The organism is Bradyrhizobium sp. WSM4874, from assembly GCF_055811835.1.
The window spans coordinates 124028-145847 of record NZ_JBVVPR010000018.1; the positions used below are offsets into that span (position 1 = coordinate 124028).

General features: G+C 64.7%; 17 protein-coding genes and 1 pseudogene. 9 read left to right on the forward strand and 9 right to left on the reverse strand.

The window, feature by feature from the left end:
• Positions 1 to 66 precede the first annotated feature (66 nt).
• Positions 67 to 690 (forward strand): annotated as a pseudogene (locus tag AC0L3P_RS19980) (DNA polymerase Y family protein); the annotation flags it as partial.
• Positions 687 to 4055 (forward strand): error-prone DNA polymerase, encoded by a 3369-nt coding sequence (locus AC0L3P_RS19985; RefSeq protein WP_473304295.1) that lies wholly within the window; start codon positions 687 to 689, stop codon positions 4053 to 4055. The pseudogene AC0L3P_RS19980 and the gene AC0L3P_RS19985, both read left to right, overlap by 4 nt.
• Positions 4056 to 4236: 181 nt before the next feature.
• Here AC0L3P_RS19985 and AC0L3P_RS19990 read toward each other — a convergent pair whose 3' ends face one another.
• Positions 4237 to 5007: an SDR family NAD(P)-dependent oxidoreductase gene (locus tag AC0L3P_RS19990; RefSeq protein ID WP_354206898.1), complete on the reverse strand. Its 771-nt coding sequence runs from the start codon at positions 5005 to 5007 to the stop codon at positions 4237 to 4239.
• A gap of 176 nt (positions 5008 to 5183) precedes the next feature.
• Positions 5184 to 5471 (reverse strand): hypothetical protein, encoded by a 288-nt coding sequence (locus AC0L3P_RS19995; RefSeq protein ID WP_092024185.1) that lies wholly within the window; start codon positions 5469 to 5471, stop codon positions 5184 to 5186.
• A gap of 54 nt (positions 5472 to 5525) precedes the next feature.
• Here AC0L3P_RS19995 and AC0L3P_RS20000 point away from each other — a divergent pair, with 54 nt between their 5' ends.
• The 3 genes from AC0L3P_RS20000 to AC0L3P_RS20010 all read left to right on the forward strand — a co-directional run bounded on the left by AC0L3P_RS20000 (position 5526) and on the right by AC0L3P_RS20010 (position 11481).
• Positions 5526 to 6938, forward strand: coding sequence for a CoA transferase (locus AC0L3P_RS20000; RefSeq protein ID WP_275170631.1), 1413 nt, complete (start codon positions 5526 to 5528; stop codon positions 6936 to 6938).
• Positions 6939 to 7083: 145 nt separating this feature from the next.
• Positions 7084 to 8328 carry an efflux RND transporter periplasmic adaptor subunit gene (locus AC0L3P_RS20005; RefSeq protein ID WP_473304302.1) on the forward strand — a complete coding sequence of 415 codons (1245 nt, stop codon included), beginning with the start codon at positions 7084 to 7086 and terminating at the stop codon, positions 8326 to 8328.
• Positions 8329 to 8364: 36 nt separating this feature from the next.
• Positions 8365 to 11481: an efflux RND transporter permease subunit gene (locus AC0L3P_RS20010; protein WP_473304304.1), complete on the forward strand. Its 3117-nt coding sequence runs from the start codon at positions 8365 to 8367 to the stop codon at positions 11479 to 11481.
• Between the two features lie 2 nt (positions 11482 to 11483).
• On the opposite strand, the gene AC0L3P_RS20015 is transcribed toward AC0L3P_RS20010, so the two are convergent.
• The 5 genes from AC0L3P_RS20015 to AC0L3P_RS20035 all read right to left on the reverse strand — a co-directional run bounded on the left by AC0L3P_RS20015 (position 11484) and on the right by AC0L3P_RS20035 (position 16298).
• Entirely contained in the window at positions 11484 to 12446 is a 963-nt protein-coding gene (locus tag AC0L3P_RS20015) for an amidohydrolase family protein (RefSeq protein ID WP_473304346.1), read from the reverse strand.
• 52 nt (positions 12447 to 12498) lie between these two features.
• The gene (locus tag AC0L3P_RS20020) at positions 12499 to 13056 is read right to left on the reverse strand and encodes a P-loop NTPase family protein (protein WP_473304306.1); all 558 of its coding nucleotides are present in this window, start codon (positions 13054 to 13056) and stop codon (positions 12499 to 12501) included.
• A 25-nt stretch (positions 13057 to 13081) separates the two neighbouring features.
• Entirely contained in the window at positions 13082 to 14479 is a 1398-nt protein-coding gene (locus AC0L3P_RS20025; protein ID WP_275170638.1) for a TolC family outer membrane protein, read from the reverse strand.
• A 219-nt stretch (positions 14480 to 14698) separates the two neighbouring features.
• Positions 14699 to 15478, reverse strand: a complete 780-nt coding sequence (locus AC0L3P_RS20030) for an enoyl-CoA hydratase (RefSeq protein WP_275170639.1) — start codon at positions 15476 to 15478, stop codon at positions 14699 to 14701.
• Positions 15479 to 15614: 136 nt separating this feature from the next.
• The gene (locus AC0L3P_RS20035) at positions 15615 to 16298 is read right to left on the reverse strand and encodes a hypothetical protein (RefSeq protein ID WP_275170640.1); all 684 of its coding nucleotides are present in this window, start codon (positions 16296 to 16298) and stop codon (positions 15615 to 15617) included.
• 292 nt (positions 16299 to 16590) lie between these two features.
• Between AC0L3P_RS20035 and AC0L3P_RS20040 the strand changes: the two genes are divergently transcribed.
• Both AC0L3P_RS20040 and AC0L3P_RS20045 read left to right on the forward strand, forming a co-directional pair.
• Positions 16591 to 17136, forward strand: a complete 546-nt coding sequence (locus AC0L3P_RS20040; RefSeq protein ID WP_473304316.1) for a sigma-70 family RNA polymerase sigma factor — start codon at positions 16591 to 16593, stop codon at positions 17134 to 17136.
• Between the two features lie 2 nt (positions 17137 to 17138).
• On the forward strand, positions 17139 to 17777 hold the full coding sequence (locus AC0L3P_RS20045; protein ID WP_275170641.1) for a DUF1109 domain-containing protein: 639 nt from the start codon (positions 17139 to 17141) through the stop codon (positions 17775 to 17777).
• Positions 17778 to 17787: 10 nt separating this feature from the next.
• Here the strand turns inward: AC0L3P_RS20045 and AC0L3P_RS20050 are convergent, their stop codons facing one another.
• Positions 17788 to 18891 carry a DUF2336 domain-containing protein gene (locus AC0L3P_RS20050; RefSeq protein ID WP_473304321.1) on the reverse strand — a complete coding sequence of 368 codons (1104 nt, stop codon included), beginning with the start codon at positions 18889 to 18891 and terminating at the stop codon, positions 17788 to 17790.
• A gap of 63 nt (positions 18892 to 18954) precedes the next feature.
• Positions 18955 to 20112 (reverse strand): GGDEF domain-containing protein, encoded by a 1158-nt coding sequence (locus AC0L3P_RS20055; RefSeq protein ID WP_473304325.1) that lies wholly within the window; start codon positions 20110 to 20112, stop codon positions 18955 to 18957.
• A gap of 434 nt (positions 20113 to 20546) precedes the next feature.
• On the opposite strand from AC0L3P_RS20055, the gene AC0L3P_RS20060 reads away from it, so the two are divergent.
• Positions 20547 to 21116, forward strand: a complete 570-nt coding sequence (locus AC0L3P_RS20060; RefSeq protein ID WP_354206875.1) for a sigma-70 family RNA polymerase sigma factor — start codon at positions 20547 to 20549, stop codon at positions 21114 to 21116.
• A complete protein-coding gene (locus tag AC0L3P_RS20065; RefSeq protein ID WP_473304328.1) occupies positions 21113 to 21808 on the forward strand; it encodes a hypothetical protein in 696 nt (231 codons plus the stop codon). Before AC0L3P_RS20060 ends, AC0L3P_RS20065 begins: the two co-directional genes overlap by 4 nt.
• The last annotated feature ends 12 nt before the right edge of the window (positions 21809 to 21820 follow it).

A 21820-nucleotide genomic window follows, 5' to 3' on the forward strand; every position in this document is an offset into this window, starting at 1 on the left:
CCCCCAATCTGGGCCCCCCCGCCCCCCCCGGCCCGGCGGGGGGGGGGGGCCGCGGGGCTCCCCTAGTCCCGCCTCGAGGCGCTCGCCGATCCCCTCGATCCCGGCTTCGGCTTCGACATGGTTCGGCTGTCGGCAAGCCGCACCGAGATCGTGGTGCAGGAGCAGCGCGATCTCGACGCCCATGTCCACGACAATGACGAGCTTGCCGCGCTGATAGACCGCATCGCCGCGCGCATCGGCGGAAAGCGCGTCGTCGTGCATCTGCCTGAGGATACCCATATCCCCGAATGTGCGGTGCTGGCCGCGCCTGCCCAGCATCATCTCGCCGTGGCGATGCAGGCCGAATGGCCCGCGCGCACCGAGACCGAGCCGCCATTGCGTCCGTTGCGGCTGTTCGACAAGCCTGAGCCGATCAATGTGCCGTTCGCGACCGTGCCCGACGGGCCGCCGCATCAATTCACCTGGCGCCGCGCGCAGCATGCGGTGGTGCGGGTGGAAGGCCCCGAGCGCATCGCCATGGAATGGTGGCGGCAGGACGGCAAGCAACTGACGCGGGACTATTTCCGTATCGAGGATGCCGAGGGCCTTCGCTTCTGGATCTTTCGCGACGGTCTTTACGAGGGGGAGTGCTTCGACGGCGACGGCAAGCCCGTTCCTCCCGGTTGGTATGTGCACGGTCTCTTCGCATGAACACGCCCGCCTATGCCGAGATCGGCATCACCACGAATTTCTCCTTCCTGCGTGGCGGCTCGGATCCGCGTGCCTATGTGCACCAGGCGAGCATTCTCGGCATTCCCGCGATCGGCATTGCCGATCACAACACGCTCGCCGGTGTGGTGCGTGCCTACAAGGAGCTCGACAATGACGAGGTGCTGCACAAGCCGAAGCTTCTGATTGGCACGCGCATCGTCTTCATCGATGGTACGCCCGATATTCTGGTCTATCCGCGAGACCGAGCCGCCTATGGCCGGCTGTGCCAGCTTCTCACCAGGGGCAAGCGCGGCGACGACATCACGCGGATCGCGAAGGGCGAATGCCATCTCACCTTCGCCGATCTCCTTGCGTTTTCCGAAGGCCAGCTCCTGATCCTGACGCTGCCGCATCGCCTCGATGCGGCGCAAGCGCAGGACATCCTCGCCCGGCTGAAGGCAAGTCGGGCCGAGGGCGTGTGGCTGGCGGCGAGCCTGATCTATCGCGGTGACGACCGCCGCCGCCTCGCGCAGCTCGATGATCTCGCCGCAAAAGCAAAAGTGTCGCTGCTCGCGACCAACGAGGTGCTCTATCACCATCCCGCCCGTCGTCCCCTCCAGGACGTGCTGACCTGCATCCGGGAAAAGACCACGATCGAGGCGGTCGGCCGGAGGCTGGAAGCCAATGCAGAACGGTTTCTGAAGACGCCCAGGGAGATGGCGCGGCTGTTCCGCGATTTTCCCGAGGCTGTCGCGGAGACCATGCGCTTTGCGGACAAGATCACCTTCTCGCTCGATCAGCTCAAATACCAGTATCCGGATGAGCCGGTGCCGCCGGGGAAGACCGCGCAAGGGCATCTGGAGGATCTGACCTGGGCCGGTGTCGACAAATATTTCGGCGGCAAGATCGACGACAAGCTGCGCGCCACCCTGAAGAAAGAACTCGCGTTGATCGCCGAGCTGAAATACGCGCATTACTTCCTCACCGTGCACGACATCGTGCATTACGCCCGCAGCCAGAACATTTTGTGCCAGGGGCGGGGATCGGCGGCGAATTCGGCGGTCTGCTACGTACTGGGCATCACATCAGTCGACCCGACCAAGGTCGATCTGCTGTTCGAGCGCTTCATCTCCAAGGAGCGGCTGGAGCCGCCCGACATCGACGTCGATTTCGAGCATTCGCGGCGCGAGGAGGTGATGCAATATGTCTATCGGCGTTACGGCCGCCATCGCGCCGCGATCATCGCCACCGTCATTCATTACCGCCCGCGCAGCGCCATCCGCGACGTCGGCAAGGCGCTGGGCCTGACCGAGGACGTCACCGCCGCACTCGCCGACACCGTCTGGGGAAGCTGGGGCAAGGGCCTCAACGACATGCAGGTCAGACAGGCCGGCCTCGATCCGCAAAATTCCATGATCAACCTCGCGGTCGAGCTCGCGACCGAGCTGATCGAATTCCCGCGTCATCTGTCCCAGCATGTCGGCGGCTATGTGCTCACGCAAGACCGGCTCGACACCTATGTGCCGATCGGCAATGCCGCGATGGATGATCGCACCTTCATCGAATGGGACAAGGACGATGTCGACGCGCTCAGCATGATGAAGGTCGACGTGCTCGCGCTGGGCATGCTGACCTGCATCCGCAAGTGCTTTGATCTGATCGAACAGCACAAGGGCGAACGCTGGATGCTGGCGAGCGTCCCGCAGGACGATCCCAAGGTTTACGACATGCTGTGTGAAGGGGAATCGCTCGGCGTGTTCCAGGTCGAGAGTCGCGCCCAGATGAACATGCTGCCGCGCCTGAAGCCACGGACCTTCTACGATCTCGTGATCGAGGTCGCGATCGTGCGGCCTGGGCCGATCCAGGGCGACATGGTGCATCCCTATTTGCGGCGGCGGAACGGCTTGGAAAAAGTGAACTATCCATCGCCGTCATCGGAGCATGGCGACAAGGACGAGCTTTACAGAGTGTTGCACAAGACCCTCGGCGTGCCCTTGTTCCAGGAGCAGGCGATGCGGATCGCGATCGAAGCCGCGAAGTTCACGGCCGAGGAGGCCAACGGCCTGCGCCGTGCGATGGCGACGTTCCGCAATGTCGGCACCATCGGCAAGTTCGAAGACAAGATGATCGGCAACATGATCGCGCGCGGCTATGCGCCTGATTTTGCCAGAAACTGTTTCGAACAGATCAAGGGTTTTGGCAGTTACGGCTTTCCGGAGAGCCATGCCGCAAGCTTCGCGCAGCTTGTCTACATCTCCTCATGGCTGAAGCATTATCACCCTGATGCATTCTGCTGCGGCCTCCTGAACTCGCAGCCGATGGGCTTTTACGCCCCGGCGCAGATCGTCAGCGACGCTCGCAAGAACGGCGTCGAGGTGCGCGATATCGACGTGTCCTACAGCTTTGCGCAGAACACGCTGGAAGAAGGACGTGGCAAGTATTGCGCCGTGCGCCTGGGCTTCCGCCAGATCGACGGTTTCCATTGGCTCGATGAAGATGAGGAAAGGCTGAAAAGAGGCGCGCCTCGGAATGAAAATGTGGAGAGAGCGCCCGACTGGGCCGACCGTATCGTCGCCGCCCGCAACCGCCGGCCCTTCACCTCTCTGGAAGACTTCGCGCGCGACACCGGACTGCCCAAGCGCGCGCTGATCCTGCTCGCCGATGCCGACGCGTTCCGTTCGCTCGGGCTCGACCGCCGCGAGGCGCTGTGGCAGGTGCGGCGCCTGCCCGATGACGTGCCACTGCCGCTGTTCGAGGTGGCCACCGCACGCGAGCAGCCGGACGAGCACGCCAGGCCGTTGCCGGTGATGCCGCGCGCCGAACAGGTGGTCGCGGACTACCAGACCATTCGCCTTTCGCTCAAGGGCCATCCGATGGAATTTTTGCGCGAGATGTTTACGCGCGAGCGCATCGTCGCCTGCAAGGACATCAATCATGACAACGAGCGGCGCCGCGTCCGCTGTGCCGGCGTCGTGCTGGTACGGCAGCGGCCGGGCAGCGCCAGCGGCGTCGTGTTCATGACACTGGAGGACGAAACCGGCATCGCCAATGTCGTGGTATGGCCGAAAATCATGGAGCAGTACCGGAAAGAGGTGATGGGCGCGCGCCTCATCCTGGTCGAGGGCTATATCCAGAGCAGTCCCGAAAAGGTGACGCACCTCATTGCCCAGCGCATGGTCGACCGCTCGCACGATCTGGTCGGCCTCGCCAACGACGCCCTCGGCCGCAAGCATCCGGTGCCGGCAGGCGCCGCCCCGATCGAACCGCTCAACGACGATCCCCGCGCCCACCCGGATGCGCCCGCGCAAAAACTTCGCCATCCCCGTAATGTCCGCATCCTGCCGCCGTCGCGGGATTTTCATTGAGGGTGTGGGCCGCGCCGCTCTCGCACCGTCACCCTGAGGTGGCCGCTTCTTCAGCGGCCCTCGAAGGGCGACGGCCCGGCTGCATCCGGGCCGTTCATCCTTCGAGGCTCTTCTTGCGATGCTTTGCATCGCAAGCTTCGCACCTCAGGATGACGGAAACGCAGGGACGCGCATGCCCGCCTCAAAAATTCACCCGGTTCGAGATCGCGCCGTCCACCACCAGATTGGAGCCCGTGGTGAACCCCGACACCGGGCTCGCCAGAAACACCGCTGCGCTCGCGATTTCCTGCGGCGTCGCCATGCGGCCGGTGGGGTTACGCTTCATCGCATCATTGTAGCGCTCGGGCATGTTCTGCTCGATCATCTCCCAGACACCGCCCTTGAAATAGACCGTGCCGGGCGAGACCACGTTGACGCGGATCTTCTTCTTTGCGTACTGCCGCGCCAGTCCCTTGGCCATGTGGATCAACGCCGCCTTGATCGGGCCGTAGGAGCTCGCCGTGTCCGCTTGCGCCGCGGAGATAGATGAGATGATCACGAAGGCGGCGTCGCCACCCTTGTCGCCGCTGGCCTCGAGGAACGGCCGCGCGGCGTCGAACGCGTGCACGGCGCCGAGTAGGTCGAGCCGAAAATTCTGCTCCCACGATGCGGCATCATGGCCCTGCGCCATCGCGCCCGCGTTGGAGAACAGCATGTCGATGCCGCCAAGCTCCTTTGCCGCACCCTCGATCCAGGATTTCAGCGCCGCGCCGTCGGTGACATCGACCGGGCCGCCGGTCGCGCGGATCCCGCTGGCCTTCAACTCCGTAACGGTGGCGGCAACCTGATCGGCGTTGCGTGCACACACCGCGACATTGCTGCCTTCGCCGGCCAGCGTCACCGCAATCGCCCGCCCGATGCCGCGCGTGCCGCCGAGCACGATGGCGTTCTTGCCTTTGAGACCGAGATCCATTGTTTGGTTTTCCTTTTTTGTTGGTCGCAGCGAGTGTAGCTGTTTCGAGGGAAGCCCAAAAGCCTCCACATCGTCATTGCGAGGAGCCCTTGCGACGAAGCAATCCAGACTGCCACCGCGGAAAGACTCTGGATTGCTTCGCTTCGCTCGCAATGACGGTGTGGAAGCAGCGGCCCTCACTCCGGTGCCGCGCCCACCGGCGGGCCGCCGGGCGGGCGGTGCAGGAATGTCAGGGAGGCGTAGGCGCCGGCCCAGGAGCCGATCGCCGCGAAAGCCACATAGAACGCGTTTTCGGTGTAGCTGATCACCGCATAGGACGAGAGCATGTACCAGACCGCGCTCCAGTTCGCCGCAGGCACGCGCTTGCGCGCGATCACGGCCGAGGTGAACATGACATAGACCGCGTCGGTGGCCGCCGTTGCGATGAACACGGCGCCTGCAGTGAGAGGATCGATGGCGGCCATTGCATGTCCTTGTGTGCTAATGCGATGGTCGCAAACTAGAGGGAGAGAAGGGTCATGCAAAGCCCCGCCGAGATTCTCAGTGGCATCTGGACCTCCGCCGGCGGTGACGCCGCCGCGCTTGCGCGCGTGCGGTTGATGGGCGAGGAGCCGCAAATCCCGTCTTCGTTTCGCGTCGCAATTGCCGGCCAGACGACGATAGCAGCCGCCGGCCTCGCCGCCGCCGAAATCTGGAGATTGCGCGGCGGCGAGGCGCAGGACGTTAGCGTTGACCTGCGCCATGCCGTCGCCGAATGCCGCTCCGAGCGCTACTTGCGCGTCGACGACAAGCCGCCGCCGCCCGCCTGGGACGCCATCGCCGGCGTCTACAGAACCGGCGACAACCGCTTCGTCCGCTGCCACACCAATTTCCCGCATCATCGCGACGCCGTCTGCAAGGTGCTCGGCTGCGAGCCCGAGCGCGAGAAGGTGCAGGCCGCGCTGATGCAATGGAAGGGCGAGGATTTCGAGACCGCGGCCTACGCAGCGGGCGGCGTCGTTGCGCTGATGCGCTCCTACGACGAATGGTCGGCGCTGCCGCAGGCCCGCGCGCTCGCCGAATTGCCGCTGGTCTCGATCGAGAAGATCGGCGAGGCCCCGCCGAAGCCATGGCCGCAACGACTGCCACAAGGCGATCGCCCGCTCGCGGGCCTGCGCGTGCTCGACCTCTCTCGCGTTATCGCGGGCCCCGTCGCCGGCCGCACGCTCGCCGCGCACGGCGCGGATGTGCTGCTCGTGTCGGGCCCCGCGCTGCCGGCGATTCCGTGGCTAACCATCGACACCGGCCGCGGCAAGCTCACCACCTTCATCGAGCTAAAGAGCGAGGCCGGGCGTACGCAGTTGCGTGAGCTCTTGAGAGACGCCGATATCTTCTCGCAAGGCTATCGCCCGCGCGCGCTCGCCGCTCTCGGCTTTACGCCGGAGGACGCAGCGACAATTAATCCCGGCATCGTCTACGTAACGCTATCGGCCTATGGCCATGCCGGTCCCTGGGCGGAACGGCGCGGCTTCGATTCGCTGGTGCAGACCACGACGGGCTTCAACCATGCTGAGGGAGAGGCCGCCGGCATCGATGGACCGAAGGAATTGCCGGCGCAGATGCTCGACCACGCCACCGGCTATCTGATGGCGTTCGGCGCGATGATGGCCAAGGCCCGCCAGGTCCGCGAAGGCGGCAGCTGGCACGTGCGTGTGTCGCTAGCCCAGACCGGGCGCTGGCTGTGGAATCTCGGACGGCTCGAAAATGGCCTGAACACCCCGGATATTACGGGCGAGGCCGTACATGCTGCATTCATCGAGAGCATGCCATCTGGCTTCGGCACGTTGAAGGCGGTGCGCCATTCAGCGCTGCTGTCGAAGACGCCGGCGCAATGGAGCCGTCCGGCGATGCCGCTCGGCAGTCATCCGGCAGAGTGGCCGGTGACAAGCTGACGTGAAGCTGACGCGTCGCAAATATTTAACGCAAACCGAAAGGCGCGCGGCGTTTTTTAGGTTGTTTGAAATCACAATTCGGCACTATTAGCGCGACCGATGAGGCAGGCATCCGCCGGTATCATCGCAGACATGACCGGGCCCCATGGTAGTTGAAAATACCAAGCGATTGCAGGTGCTTACAAAACAACGGGTGATTACATCCGTAGTTTTACTAGCTCTTGCCGGTGCCGGGGCCTACGGCTTCCTCCATACTGGAGCCAAGGAGAAGAACCACTCCGAGATCTCCAGCCAGTCGCGCAGGAATGCGCAGAACTTCACGCCGACGCCGTCGGAATGGGCGACGCTGACGATCGAGCCGGTCAAGGCCAAGACTTTCCGCGCCGAGTATGTCACCGAGGGCAAGGTCGCAGTCGACGAGGACCGTTCGACGCCGGTGTTTTCGCCCTATGCGGGGCGGGTGACCAAGCTGCTCGCCAAGCCCGGCGAGGTGCTGAAGCAAGGTCAACCGCTGTTCACAATCGAGGCCGCCGACACCGTGCAGGCCCAGAACGATTTCATTGCGGCGATGAGCTCGCAGAACAAGGCAAAGTCGGCGATCGATCTTGCCGACATCCAGTTCAAGCGCGCCAAGGACCTCTATGAGGGCCATGCCATCCCCCTGAAGGACTATCAGCAGGCGGAAGCGACCCAGGTTCAGGCGCAGAACGACATGCGCTCCTCGATGACGGCGCTGGAAGCCGCGCGCAACAAGCTGCGGATTCTCGGCTTCACTGATGAGACTATCAAGGCCTTCCAGGACAAGGGCGTCATCAATCCGGAAGTCACGATCTATTCGCCGATCGCGGGCACGGTCGTGCAGCGTAAGATCGGCCCCGGCCAGTACGTCAATTCCGGCGCCAGCGATCCGGTCTTCGTGGTCGGCGATCTCTCCACGGTCTGGCTCACCGCCTTCGTGCGCGAGAGCGATGCGGCTGCCGTGTGCATCGGACAGGACATCGCCGTCAACGTCATGGCGCTGCCGGGCCGCCCCTTGACCGCCAAGGTCAACTACGTCGCCGCCGCGATCGATCCGAACACCCGCCGCCTACTGGTCCGCGCCACCATCGACAACAAGGACGGCCTGCTGAAGCCCGAGATGTTCGCCAACGTCACGATCTATTCGTCCGGCGACCGTGCCGCTCCGGCGGTACCGAAGCAGGCCTTGATCTACGAAGCCGACAAGGTCCGCCTCTGGGTCGCACGCGAGGACAAGTCGGTCGAGCTGCGCGAGATCAAGATCGGTCTCATCAATGGCAATCTCGTCGAGGTCACCAGTAATCTGAAGCCTGGCGAGCAGGTGGTCACCAAAGGCAGCCTGTTCATCGACCGCGCGGCGTCCGGCAGCTGATCGACTGGCCGGGAAAAAGACAAGCTGAAGACCTGAATGGATCGCCTCGTCGCCCTTGCCGTCAACCGGCGCTTCCTGATGGTTGGGATGTTCGTCGCCGTGCTCATCGGCGGCCTGATTGCGTTCAACCAGCTCAACATCGAAGCTTACCCCGATCCGACCCCGCCGATGGTCGACATCGTGACGCAAAGCCCAGGCCTGTCGGCCGAGGAGATCGAGCGCTACATCACAATTCCGATCGAGACCCAGGTCGCGGGTTTGAAGAACCTGACGACCATTCGCACCATCTCGCTCTACGGCCTCTCCGACGTCAAACTGCAGTTCTCCTTTGCCTACACCTATGACGAGGCGTTGCAGCAGGTCTTGAACCGCCTGGCGCAGCTCGCGCCGCTGCCCGGCAACGTGCAGCCGCAGATCTCGCCGCTCAGTCCAATTGGCGAAATCTTCCGCTACCGTCTCGTCGGCCCGCCGAACTACAGCGTGCTCGACCTCAAGACCATCCAGGACTGGATCCTCCAGCGGCGCTTCCGCGCCGTGCCCGGCGTGATCGACGTCACCGGATGGGGCGGCAAGAGCAAGACCTACGAGCTCCAGGTCGACTTCAACAAGCTGGTCGCCAACGGCCTGACGTTGCCGCAATTGCTCCAGGCGGTGGGCAATTCCAACGTCAATGTCGGCGGTAACACCGTCAATATCGGTCAGCAATCGGCCGTGGTGCGCGGCGTCGGCCTGATCCGCTCGATCGACGACCTCGCCAACACCATGGTCTCGCAGACCAACGGCAACCCGGTTCTGGTCAAGGACGTCGCCACCGTCACCGTCGGCCAGAAGCCACGTCTCGGCATTGCCGGCCTCGACGAGTCCGACGACATCGTGCAAGGCATCGTCCTGATGCGCCGTGGCGAGCAGAGCTCGCCAACCATCAAGCGCGTCCACCAACTCGTTCAAACCATCAACAACTCCAGCATCCTGCCGCCCGGCGTGCGTATCGAACGCATCTACGACCGCGGCGACCTGATCGACCTCACGACCCACACCGTGTTGCACAACATGGTGATCGGCATTCTGCTGATCGTGCTGCTGCAATGGATCTTTCTCGGCGATCTCCGCAGTGCGCTGATCGTCGGCGCCACCATTCCGTTCGCATTGTTCTTCGCGGTGATCATCCTGGTGCTGCGCGGGGAATCGGCGAACCTGCTGTCGGTCGGCGCGATCGATTTCGGCCTGATCGTCGATGCCACCGTCATCATGGTGGAGGCGATCTTCCGGCGCCTGACGCAGACGACGCCGATGTCGGAATCCGAGCAAATGTCGTCCGAGACGCTGTTCGGCATGAAAAGCCATGCCATCCTCAGCGCGGCGGCCGACGTCTCCCGTTCGATCTTCTTCGCCGCGGCGATCATCATCGCGGCCTTTCTGCCGCTGTTCACGCTCTCCGGCGTCGAGGGCAACATCTTCGGGCCGATGGCGCGCACCTACGCCTACGCGCTGGCCGGCGGTCTGCTTGCGACCTTCACCGTCACTCCGGCGTTGTCCGCGATCATCCTGCCCGCGCATGTCAGGGAGACCGAGACCAGGGTGATGCTGATCCTGCATCGGATCTACATGCCGGTGCTGAATTGGGCGGTCGCCAACCGCGGCATCATGCTCGGTGGCGCGTTCGGCCTCGTGCTGATGACGGTTGCGCTCAGCCGGTTGCTTGGCCTCGAATTCCTGCCGAAGCTGGAGGAGGGCAATCTCTGGATCCGCGCCACGCTGCCGCCGACCATCTCGCTCCAGGAAGGCAACTCTTACGTCAACGAGATGCGCAAGGTGATCCGCGCGCGGCCTGAAGTAGAATCCGTGGTGTCGCAGCACGGCCGCCCCGATGACGGCACCGACGCCGCTGGCTTCTTCAACGCCGAGTTCTTCGCGCCGCTCAAGCCCGCCAGCCAATGGCCCGGCACCCGCGACAAGGAAGAGCTGACCGCGCAGCTGCTCAAGCAGCTCGACGATCGCTTCCCCGGCGTCGAGTTCAACTTCTCGCAATATCTCCAGGACAACGTCTCCGAAGCCGTCTCCGGCGTGAAGGGCGAGAACTCGATCAAGCTGTTCGGCAGCGATCTCCAGGCCCTGACCGACACCGCCAACAAGATCAAGTCGGTGCTTTCAACCGTGCAGGGCGTCACGGATCTTGCCGTGTTCACCTCACTCGGGCAGCCGACCATCCAGATCGACATCAACCGTGCCAAGGCCGCGCGCTACGGCCTCGCACCGGGCGACATCAATGCCACCATCAAAGTCGCGATCGGCGGCGACACTGCGGGTGACATCTACGAGGCGGGAAGCGACCGCCACTTCCCGATCATCGTTCGTCTCGCGCCCGAATTCCGCAGGAGCGCCGAGGCGATCCAGAATTTGCGGATCGGCGCGCCCGGACCGAACGGCACCGTCACGCAGATCCCGCTGAGCGAGGTCGCCACCATCAGCCTCGTCTCGGGTGCGGCCTACATTTATCGCGAGCAGCAGGAACGCTATCTGCCGATCAAGTTCTCGGTGCGTGAACGCGACCTCGGCAGCGCGATCCGCGAGGCGCAGCAGAAGATCGCCGATCAGGTGCAGCTGCCGCCCGGCGCGCACATGGATTGGGTCGGCGAATTCGGCAATCTCCAGGACGCGATCCGGCGATTGTCGATCGTGGTGCCGATCTCGCTCGCGCTGATCGGCGTCCTGCTCTGGTTCAATTTCGGCTCGATGACCGACACGCTGCTCGCCATGAGCGTGATCCCGATGGCGATCTTCGGCGGCGTGCTCGGTCTCTTGATCACCGGCACCGCCTTCAGCGTCTCGGCAGCGATCGGCTTCATTGCGCTGTTCGGCATCGCCGTGATGGACGGCATCATCATCCTGTCGCAGTTCAACCAGCTCATCGAAGAGGGCATGGACCGCGTGAGCGCGGTGATACGCACCGGCGAATTGCAGCTTCGGCCGGTGCTGATGACCTGCGTCGTCGCCGGCATCGGCCTGTTGCCGGCCGCGCTGTCGGAAGGCATCGGCTCGCAGGTGCAGAAGCCGCTCGCGGTGGTCGTGGTAACAGGCATGATGCTGGCCCCGATCGTGATCCTGGTGACGCTGCCGGTGCTGATCTCCTTCTTCTCCCGCCGCGCACGCTGACGTCAAAACCCGTAGAGTCGCGCCGGGTTATCGACCAGGATCTTCTTGCGCACATCCGCATCCGGCGCCCACACCGGAAGCTGGTTGAGCAGGCGGCCGTCGTCGATCTGGTAGAGCGGCGCGATGTCGGTGGCCTTGCGTCCCTCGACACGGCTCGAATCCGGATGCGGCCAGTCCGTGCCCCAGACGATGCGGTCCGCATTCGCCGCGATCAGCGCGCGGGCATATGGCACCATGTCCTGATAATCGGGTGCGAGCTTCGACGAGCGGTAGGCGCCGGAAATCTTGACATAGACCTTGCCGGATTTCACGAGCGCGACCAAATCGGCAAATCCCGGCTGCTCCAGCCCGAGCGAAGCATCAAGGCCGCCGAAATGGTCGAATACAACGGGTACCGGCGCCGTCTCGACGAGGTCCTTGATTGCCGAGATCATGGGGAGCGTGGTGTACAGCTGTACGTGCCAGCCGCGCGCCTTCATGCGCTCGACTGCGGCGGTGAAGCGCGGCCGGCCGACATTGGGGTCGTTAACGCCGCCGGTCGCGAGATTGAGGCGGACACCGCGAAAGCCGTCTGCTTGCATCGTGTCGAGCTGGGCCTCGGTCGTTTTGTCGTCGATCACGGCCACCCCGCGCGCGGCCGCGCCGCGCGCCTTCATGCCGAACAGGGTGGAGGAGTTATCGGTGCCATAGACGCTCGGCGTCACGATAACCACGCGCTCGATATGCAGCGCCTTGTGCAGCGCGGCCATTTCTTCGGGGCTCGCCGGCTCGGGCGTATAGACGCGTCCGGCAAAAAACGGAAATTTCTCGACGTCGCCGTGGATGTGGGTGTGACAGTCGCAGGCGTGGGCCGGGACGTCGAAATTGACCGGCGTCGCGGGCTGCGCGGCACGAGCGTGGGCTTTGTCGGACATGGCAACTCCGGCGGCAAGGGAGGCAAGCAGGACGCTGCGTCGGCTGAGCATGGTTTCTCTCCCTGTTTTTATTATCTGGCAGTGGCGTCGCGACAGTATCACATCAGCCCGGCAGACGCTGCGCTTCGCTGCATAGCTGCTCGACGAGGTCCGCAAGCGGGCGTGAGCCGTCGACGCGCACGGTCGGGCAGGACAGCTTCGCGAGCCACGTCTCATCTTTTGCGAGACTGCGGCCGTCGCGATCGCCGGCTTCGTAGTGAGAGGCCCAATCGACGAACGACTCCGCCTCCTCATGACGCCAACCGCCCTGTGCGACGGCATCCGCTCCGAAATGCGTAGCCTCGCGGCCACGCAGCCGCTGCAAGCGAAGCTCGCGCGGCGTCGTCACAAAGACGACGAGATCGAAGACTGGGATGAGCTCGTCGCCCCAGCCGGTGACGGTTCCGCTCAGCACCCAATCGAGCCGCGGCAGAAACATCTCGCGCATCAGCCGCAAACGCTCGGCGGCGGGGCGCGTGGTCTGGTAGGGCGGCGCGGTCGGCAGCCAGAAATAATCATCGCTGTCGTGATGCGGCAGCGCAAGCCGGCCAGCGAGCGCGCGGCCGATCGTCGTCACGCCGGAGCCTGAAGCTCCCATCAGATGGATGCGGCAGCTTTTCATCGGCAGCAAGCCAGACGATTTGAAACTACTGCCCAGACGGCGTGCGCAGGCCGTGCCAGGCGTCGCGGACCTGATGGTAGTGCACCTCGGGCAGATAGTCCGGCGTATTCAGGCTCAAGGTCTTGACGTCGAGATGGCCGACGGCGCTGAGCAGCGTGTAGGAGGCGATCACGCGGTCGCGATTGGCGCCGATCAGGCGGGCCTTGGCCTGGATCAAATCGGCCTGCGAGTTCAGCACATCCACCGTCGTGCGCTGTCCGCCGGCGGCCTCGCGCTGCACGCCCTGGAGCGCGACGGTCGCCGCCTTCACTTCGGACTCCGAGGCCGAGACCGCGACCTTGGCACCTTCATTGGCAACCCACGCGCTGACCGCCGCGGTGCGCGCCTGGTTGCGCACCTGGTCGAGCACGAGCCGGCTCTGCGCCGTGATTTCCTTGGCCTGCCGGGTCTGTGCGGCGGCCTGGCCGCCGTCGTAGATCGGCACGGTGACATTGGCGACGATCGAGGCCTGATCTTCGGCGAAGGTGCCGAGCGTCGGGTCGTTGTTGCGGCTCTTGCTGGCGCTGCCCTGGACGCTGGCGCTCGGCAGCAGCGCGCCTTCGGCGACGCGGATGTTGGTGGAGGCGACATCGACGTCGAAGCCCGCCGCCATCACCGCCGGGTGCTGGCGGATCGCCATCGTCAGCGCGTCTTCGCGGCTCTTCGGCAGATAGCGGTCGACGACTTCGGCGACCCGAAGCTGCGACGGAGCATTGCCGATCACTTGCGCGTAGATCGCCTGGCTCACCGCCAGCGCGACTTCGGCGGCGTTGAGATCGGAAAGCCCGCGGTTGAGCCGCGCCTCGGCCTGGGCGCTGTCGGTCGGCGTGACGTCGCCGGCGTTGAGGCGCCGCTGGGTGACCGAAAGCGTTTCGCGCAGGAAGGCGACGTTGGAGCGCTGCGCCTCGACCAGCGACTGGTTGGCGAGCACATTGGTATAGGCGGTGACCGCGTCGAGCAGCACGCCCTGGCCGACGTTGCGCAGCGCCTCGCGGCCCGACTGTACCTGGAGTTCAGCGGCCCGCACGTTGTTGGCGGTGCGGAAACCGTTGAACAGGGTCTGCGACACGGTGACGCCGATGATCCATGGCTTCAGATTGGCGGTCTGGATGGTGTTGTTGGGCAGCAGATTGCGGACCGATTGCAGCCCGGCGCTGAGGCTTGCCTCGATCTGTGGCCGGTAGCCGGCGAGGGCCTGCGGCACGTTCTCGTCGGTGGCGCGCTGCCGCGCACGCTCGGCATTGAGCTGCGGATTGGTCTGGTAGGCTTTGGCGAGCGCCTCCGGGAGCGCTTCCGCCCGTGCAGCGGAGGGCAGGGCGCAACAGAGCGCCAGTGTGGTCCATGTCGCGAGCACAGGAGCCACGCCCGATCGATGCCGCGTCATCACGCGACCAGCTCTGGCGGCACGCCCAATCATGTAATCCGCAAATCCCGGCTGTCCGCCCCCGCCGACGGCGGCTCTCTTAACTGTTTAACCAGCCGAGGTCTCGCAGGCAAACTGCCGCGGGGGAAACCCCCATGTATTCCGTGCTTGTTGCAGCTACATCACAGGGATTCTGCGGGAAAGCGGCAGAGCCTTACACCAGCCTGACCGCTCCCCTCCTTACCGGTTCTTGTTCACCGGTTTGCGCTTCTCGATGAACGCCGCCATGCCTTCGGAGCGGTCCTCCAGCGCGAAGGTCGCGTGGAACAGGTTGCGCTCGACGCTCATGCCCTCGGCGAGCGTGGTCTCGAAGGCGCGGTTGACCGCTTCCTTGGCCATCGCGACCGCGGGCCGCGACATCGCGGCGATCTTCTCGGCCGCGGCCATCACCTCGTCCATCAGCTTGTCGGCCGGCACGATGCGGCTGACGAGGCCGCTGCGCTCGGCTTCGGCTGCATCCATCATGCGGCCGGTGAGGCAAAGGTCCATCGCCTTGGACTTGCCGATCGCACGGGTCAGGCGCTGGGTGCCGCCGATGCCGGGGATGGTGCCGAGCGTGATTTCGGGTTGACCAAATTTGGCGGTGTCGGCGGCGATGATGAAGTCGCACATCATCGCGAGCTCGCAGCCGCCGCCCAGCGCATAGCCCGCGACTGCGGCGATCGTCGGCTTGCGGCAGCGCGCGATCCGATCGCCGCCGATCGCGGCAAAATCCTCCGAGAACATGTCGATGAAGGCTTTCGGCTGCATCTCCTTGATGTCGGCGCCGGCGGCAAATGCCTTCTCGCTGCCGGTCACGACGATGCAGCCGATGGCGTCATCCGCTTCGAGATCGTCGACTGCCGCGGCGATCTCGCGGAAGACGCCGAAGGAGAGTGCGTTGAGCAGCTTCGGCCGGTTCAGCTTGATGATGCCGACCGCGCCTTTGCTTTCGACGATGATGTGTTCGAACGTGCTCATGCTCCACCCACGCTTTTGGTTGAGCGGGCAATGTGCCCGCTCGTGCGGTGGGCTTCAAGAGGCGCCAAGGCCATCGGAGCAGGAGCGCCCGGGACACGCGGCGAGGTCCGCGTTCCGGACGGCTATCAGGCCACAATCAGGCCATGAACATGCGCGCGGCGGAGGCCAGCGTCAGCAGCGTGCCGACGCCGATGAAGATTTTTCCGATCAGGGAGCTCTGGTCCCAGGCCGAACTCTGTTGGCTGCTTGCCATCACCGGTGCCGGACGCGGCTGCGCCTCGGTTGCGGCAATCACCGCCTTCGGCGCCGGCGCGTTGTCCCGTTGCAGGGCGCGGTCGATGTCGTTGAGCTGATCGGGTGGGACGACCTGGCTCTCGGCGTTCGGGGCGGCGGTATTATCGGCCGCTGCCTGGACGTTGTCGTTGGCGCGGCCCGTCATTGCGGAAGCGGCAGCTGCTGTCGGTGTTTCGGCGGCCGCGAGCTGCGCATTGGCGTTCGCAACTTCCGGCGGCATCTGGCTCGACGCCGGCATGTCACGATTGTCGGCCTTCGCCTCGTCGGCGGTTGCCGCGGCGTCCTTCTTGTCGGCCTTGTCGTCGGATTTCTGCGCCGTCTTGGTGCTGTCGCGGTGGCGCGACGTGTGACGCCGCTGCTGCTTGCTAGGCTTGACCGCGTCGGCCTGTTTGCCTGCACTGTCCGACTTGCTGCTTGCGGCTGAACCCGGCGCCGCCTGTGCAACGCCCCCGAACAGCACGAAAAGCCCGGCCAAGAAAAACCCGGCCAGGAGAATCACGGCCGCGCGCCCGCTGGCTTTCATCATGTTGACGATCTCCCCAAATTCCGCCCGTCCCGGGACCGAACAGAGACCCTGGGGCGTGACCACAGCGGGGCAGAAAATGGGAATCTTCGGGCCACACTGGGCAAAAGCGCGGCAAACCGCTGCCGTCGCGACTGGCCACGGGGTGCGAACGGGACCGATCGGTGTTAAGAGCCGTCGCAAATCCTGACGGCCGCTTCGGTCGCGTGGCCAGGCACAGATCACGAATTCGTGATCTTGCCGCTGCCGGCGTAACAAACTGAAAGAGCGGCCGAATTGCATGGTGAGGGCGCGCGTGCGCGGACGTGAGGACGAGTGGACCGGCCTGATGCGGTCGGCCATGGCAGGCGATGACGCGGCGTATCATCGCCTGTTGAAGGCGGTCACGCCTGTGCTGCGCGCTGCCGCGAGGCGTGGCCTGGCGCGGGCCGGGCAGCCTCCCGACCAGGCTGAGGATATCGTGCAGGAGATTCTGTTGGCGGTGCATCTGAAGCGGCACACTTGGGACAGCGAAGCCCCCTTCGCCCCGTGGCTGTTTGCGATCGGCCGCAACAAGCTGATCGACATGCTGCGGCGACGGGGCAGGCGGATCTTCGTCAATATCGACGATTTCGCCGAGATCCTGCCGGGCGAGGCGCCGCCGGAGACGGCTTCGGCAGGCGAAGTCGCCAGCCAGCTCAAGACGCTGCCGCAACGCCAGCGCGACGTGTTGCAGTCGATCGCGGTCGACAGCACCTCGATCAAGGACACGGCGGTGAAATATTCGATGAGCGAGGGCGCGGTGCGGGTCGCGCTGCATCGCGGACTTGCGGCGCTGACTGCCAAACTGCGGGACCAGTAGTCATGGATACCGATCAACTCATTCGCTCGCTCGCGGCCGACAACGCCCATCGCCCGCCGCGCGTCGGCGCGGTGCTGACCATGGCGCTGCTGGTCGCCGCGCCCCTGTCGATCCTGATCTTCGCCACCTTCCTCGGTGTGCGTCACGACGTGATGAGCGCGATGCGCAACCCGTTCTTCGACATGAAGTTCGCGGTGACGCTGTCGCTCGCGATCCCTGCGATCATCGTCAGCCTGCATCTGTCGCGTCCCGAAGCCTTGCTGCGTGGTTGGGGCTGGCTGCTGCTGTTGCCCGTCGGGCTGCTCGCGGTGGCGATCGGCAGCGAGGCGATGATGGCGCCGGCCGCGCCGATGACGATGCGATTGATGGGCAAGAATTCCAGGGTGTGCCTGTTCGCAATCCCTGCGATGTCGCTGCCGCTGCTTGCGGGGGCCCTGTTCGGCCTGCGCCACGGCGCGCCGTCGAACCCCGCGCTCGCCGGTGCGCTCGCCGGCCTGGTGTCGGCCGGGCTCGCCGCGACGCTGTACGCCTCGCACTGCACCGATGACTCACCGCTGTTCGTCGCGACCTGGTACACGCTCGCCACCGCGTTGGTGACGGCAATTGGCGCGCTGGCGGGGGCGAAGGTCCTACGCTACTAGCTCGCCCGCTTTACGCCGCCGGCGTCGCACCCTGCTGCATGCGGTGGAAGCGCAGCACCTGCTGCGCGGTCGAGCTGCGCAGCGCCTCGTAAGCGTCGCGCAGCGCCAGCATGTCGGTCTGCGAGCCGCCTGAGAGCTTCTCGCGCAGGGCGATGATGGCGCGGACGCTCGACCATTGCATGGCCGCGACCTTGGCGAGGATCATCACGCCCTCGACCCGGCTTTCGATCATCATGGTCTCGGCGGTCTCGACCGCGACGCCCGCAAGCGCTGCGAGCCCCGCATTGGTCTCGTCGAACTTGCCCTGCTCTGCGAAGGTGGCGACCTGGAGCTCGGTGAGGCGGCCGTCCTCGTGCAGCGACTTCACCAGCGCCCGTGCCCTCTCGGTCTGCCTGGTCTTGGCGGCGGCGCGGATCCGCTGGGCCGCTTCCTGGACCACGCTGGACACGTCGTCCGCAAGCTCCGGATGCGCGGCCTCCAGCTTCCGGCGCACGGCCAAGGAGGCCTTCGCGACCAGCTTCAAATAATGATGGCGGGGCAGGTCAGGCCGCAGGCCGATGCAGCTGGCGAGGTCGTCGTCACGCTCGGCGCGGGTCACGAGGTCGGCGAGACTTCCCTCGGACAGTTGCGCGCCCGGATTGCTGACGGTTGATTGCACCACGTCCTCGTCGCCGCGGGTCACCAGCACGTCGGTCAGCGCTTCCGACAGCACCCGCCGCAGCGAGATCGCCTTGAGATGGGCCTGGCCCCTGGTACGCGCAATCTCGATCAGGGTCGCCTCGTCCAGCCGTTCGGATTTCGACAGCACGGGGCCGGAAACCTCGATCACCTCGTCGAGCGCGAGCGTGCGGATGATCTTCGGCGGCGCAGCCGCGATCGGTGCGAGGCGCTCGGCAAGCAGCGCCCTGGCGGATGTCTCGATCTGCTCGATCAGGCATTGGAACACGTCGTCGAACACACGAACGTGGTCGCCGGAATAATCCACCGCATTGCCCACGAAGAGATCGGTGACGCGGCGCAGCATCTCGACCCGGTGCGCAACGGTGCCGTGCGAGAGCGTGGTTTGCAATTCCTCGAGCAAATTCTCGGATGATTTTGCGGATTTGGATCTCATTGCCCTGTCCTGGAGCGGTCGGCCCGGCAGCGGCTTCTGTCGCGCCGGGAGAAAATGGATTGGTCAGCTCGTTGCAATGCGGTTGCGCCCTTGTGCCTTGGCGGAATAGAGCGCGCTGTCGGCGCGCACGAGAAAGGTATCGGCAGTATCGTTGTCGCGCAGCGTCACAACGCCCGCGGAAATGGTCACGCGCATGCCTGGGGAGAATGCGCTCCAGTCCAGATCGGCGACGATGCCGCGCAGCCGATCGAGCATGCGTGACGCCGCATCGCCGTCCATCCCCGGCAGCAGCAGCAAGAATTCCTCTCCGCCGTAGCGGCCGAAGCACTCGGCCGGGCGGATATTGGCGAAAATGGTGATCGCGAAGGTGCGCAGCACCTCGTCGCCGACGGGATGGCCATGGGCGTCGTTGATGCGCTTGAACCAGTCGAGGTCGATCAGTGCGATCGCGCAAGGCTTCGATGTCTGCCGCGATTTTTCGATCTCGGCGTCGAGAAGCCGCATGATGCAGCGGCGGTTGTAGGAGCCGGTGAGCTCGTCGAGCTCCGCCAGCTCCTCGATGCGCTGATAGGCGGCCTTCAGCTCGATGCTGCGCCGGTACAGGATCTTGCGCAGCGTGGCGCCGAACAGGCCGAGGAAGGCGCACTGGCCGATTACCAGCACGAAGCACAGCATCGAAGCGGCCCGTTGCAGCTGGGTCGCAACCGGCAGTCCGATTGGCAAGTCCGAGGCGAGGAAGACCAAGGCGAGCCCGCACGTGGCGAGACCCCAGGTGAGCATCGCCTGACTCGAGGTCATGCGAAGCGTGCCGAAGGCGAAGATCAGAAACAGCACGGCCAGGAACGCGACTCCGACTGTCGGCACCGCGAGCAGGAACAGCAGTTGCAGCGTCATATGCGCCGAGATCTGGAAGACGGTGAGGTAATGATCCTCGAACCGGTCGGCGAAGCCCGCTTCCGACAGCACGGTGAAGGTACCGATGATCAGAAGGCCGCTGAGCCAGAACAGTGACGGAACGCCCATGGAGATCACGCCGTCAAAGGCGTAGAGCAGCAGGACGGAGGCGCCGAGCGAGTAGCTCGCCACCTGGCCGACATACATCTGGCGCCGCTGCCGGATCCGGCGCGCCAGGACTTCGGGTGCCGCTGCCTCCGTCGTCAGGGCGAGATCCGCGGTCTCAGCGGCATTCCTCTCGGGAAAGGACGTCGCAGCCGTGCTCATGGTCCCGCCAATGGTGGATGTCAGCGCAAAAATCTACGTCCCAAGCCTTTAGGTTTGGTATCCTTCGAAACCGAATCCACGCTGTGCAACGCGGCAGCGCGGGATGTCGACCGCTCCAGGAATTTGCCGGCGATTAGGCATCGTATGCGACGCGTTCGAGCCAAAGCAGGGCTTCGGAAGACATATGTCGTGCTAGGCTGCTAAGGTTCCATGCACGTCGGACCGTCTATGCTGGGACGCCATTGCGCAGGAAAGTGCTTCATTACTATGTTACCGTTCTTGAGCGAGGCGCCCAGCCGCGGGTGGCAACAGGAAATTTCGCGTATGTGGGGTAGATCACACAGCCCCCCGTATGACTGCGGTAGGTTGAAGAATTTTACCCCTCTCGTCGAACCGTCTGCCGCATCGACCCGACCAACCTTGCGAGACGGCCTTTGAGCGTGACACAAGCGGCTTCGGACGAGATCCTGATCGCCAGGATCGCTCAAGGCGACCGGCTCGCCATGCAGGTGCTGTACGGGCGGCACCATGTCAGGGTGTATCGGTTCGGCCTCCGGCTCGTGCGGGACGAGCAGACGGCAGAAGACCTCATCAGTGAGGTATTTCTCGACGTCTGGCGTCAAGCCGGCAAGTTCGAGGGCCGATCCGCCGTTTCCACCTGGCTGCTGGCCATTACCCGATTCAAGGCCCTGTCTGCGCTCCGGCGCAGGAAGGATTTTGAGTTGGACGACGACGCCGCGAACGCGATCGAGGATACGTCCGACAATCCGGAAACGGCGGTGCAGAAGAAGGATACCAGTGAAGCGTTGCGGGAGTGTCTGACGGGCCTCTCGCCGGATCATCGGGAAATCGTCGATCTCGTCTACTACCACGAAAAATCCGTGGAAGAGGTGGCCGAAATCGTTGGCATCCCGGAGAACACTGTGAAGACGCGCTTGTTCTATGCGCGCAAGAAATTGGCCGAACTGCTGAAGGCAGCCGGCATTGAGCGAGGCTGGCCATGATGGCTTTGAGCAAGAAGATGCTGGAGCAAGAGCCCGGTGAAATTGAACTGCTGCTGCCGTGGCACGCCGCCGGCACGCTGAACCCGCACGATGCGCGCCGCGTCGACGAGGCGCTGGCGCGCGATCCCGAGCTCGCGAAGCAATATGCCGCGATCCGCGGCGAGTATGAAGAGACCATTCATCTGAACGAGAGCCTGGGTGCTCCGTCGGCGCGCGCGATGCAAAAGCTGTTCGCAGCGATCGACGCCGAGCCGGCGCGGGCGGCCGGTTCGCTGCCGCTGTCGGCGCGCATCGCCACCTTCTTTGCGAGCCTGTCGCCGCGCACTCTGGCCTGGTCGGCGAGCCTTGGCGCCATGGCGCTCGTGCTGCAAGCCGGAATCATCGGCGCCGTGTTGACGAAGACCCAGACTGCGACCTTCCAGACTGCTTCGCTCTCGACCAGCGCTCCGCTCACACGTGACCTCGGCACGAGCGTCCCGCCGGCGCGCGCGCTGGTGCGCTTTACGCCCGAGGCGCGCGTCGCCGACATCACGGCATTGCTCGACGGCTACCAGGCTTCGATCATTGGTGATGCCAAGGGCGGCATGTTCCGCCTCCAGTTCGACAAGGCGATGAGCCAGGACGAACTCGCCTCGCTGCTCGGCAAGATGCAGCGCGAGAAGTTCGTCAACCTCGCCGTCGCGGCGCCGTAGCGCTTCCAAGCC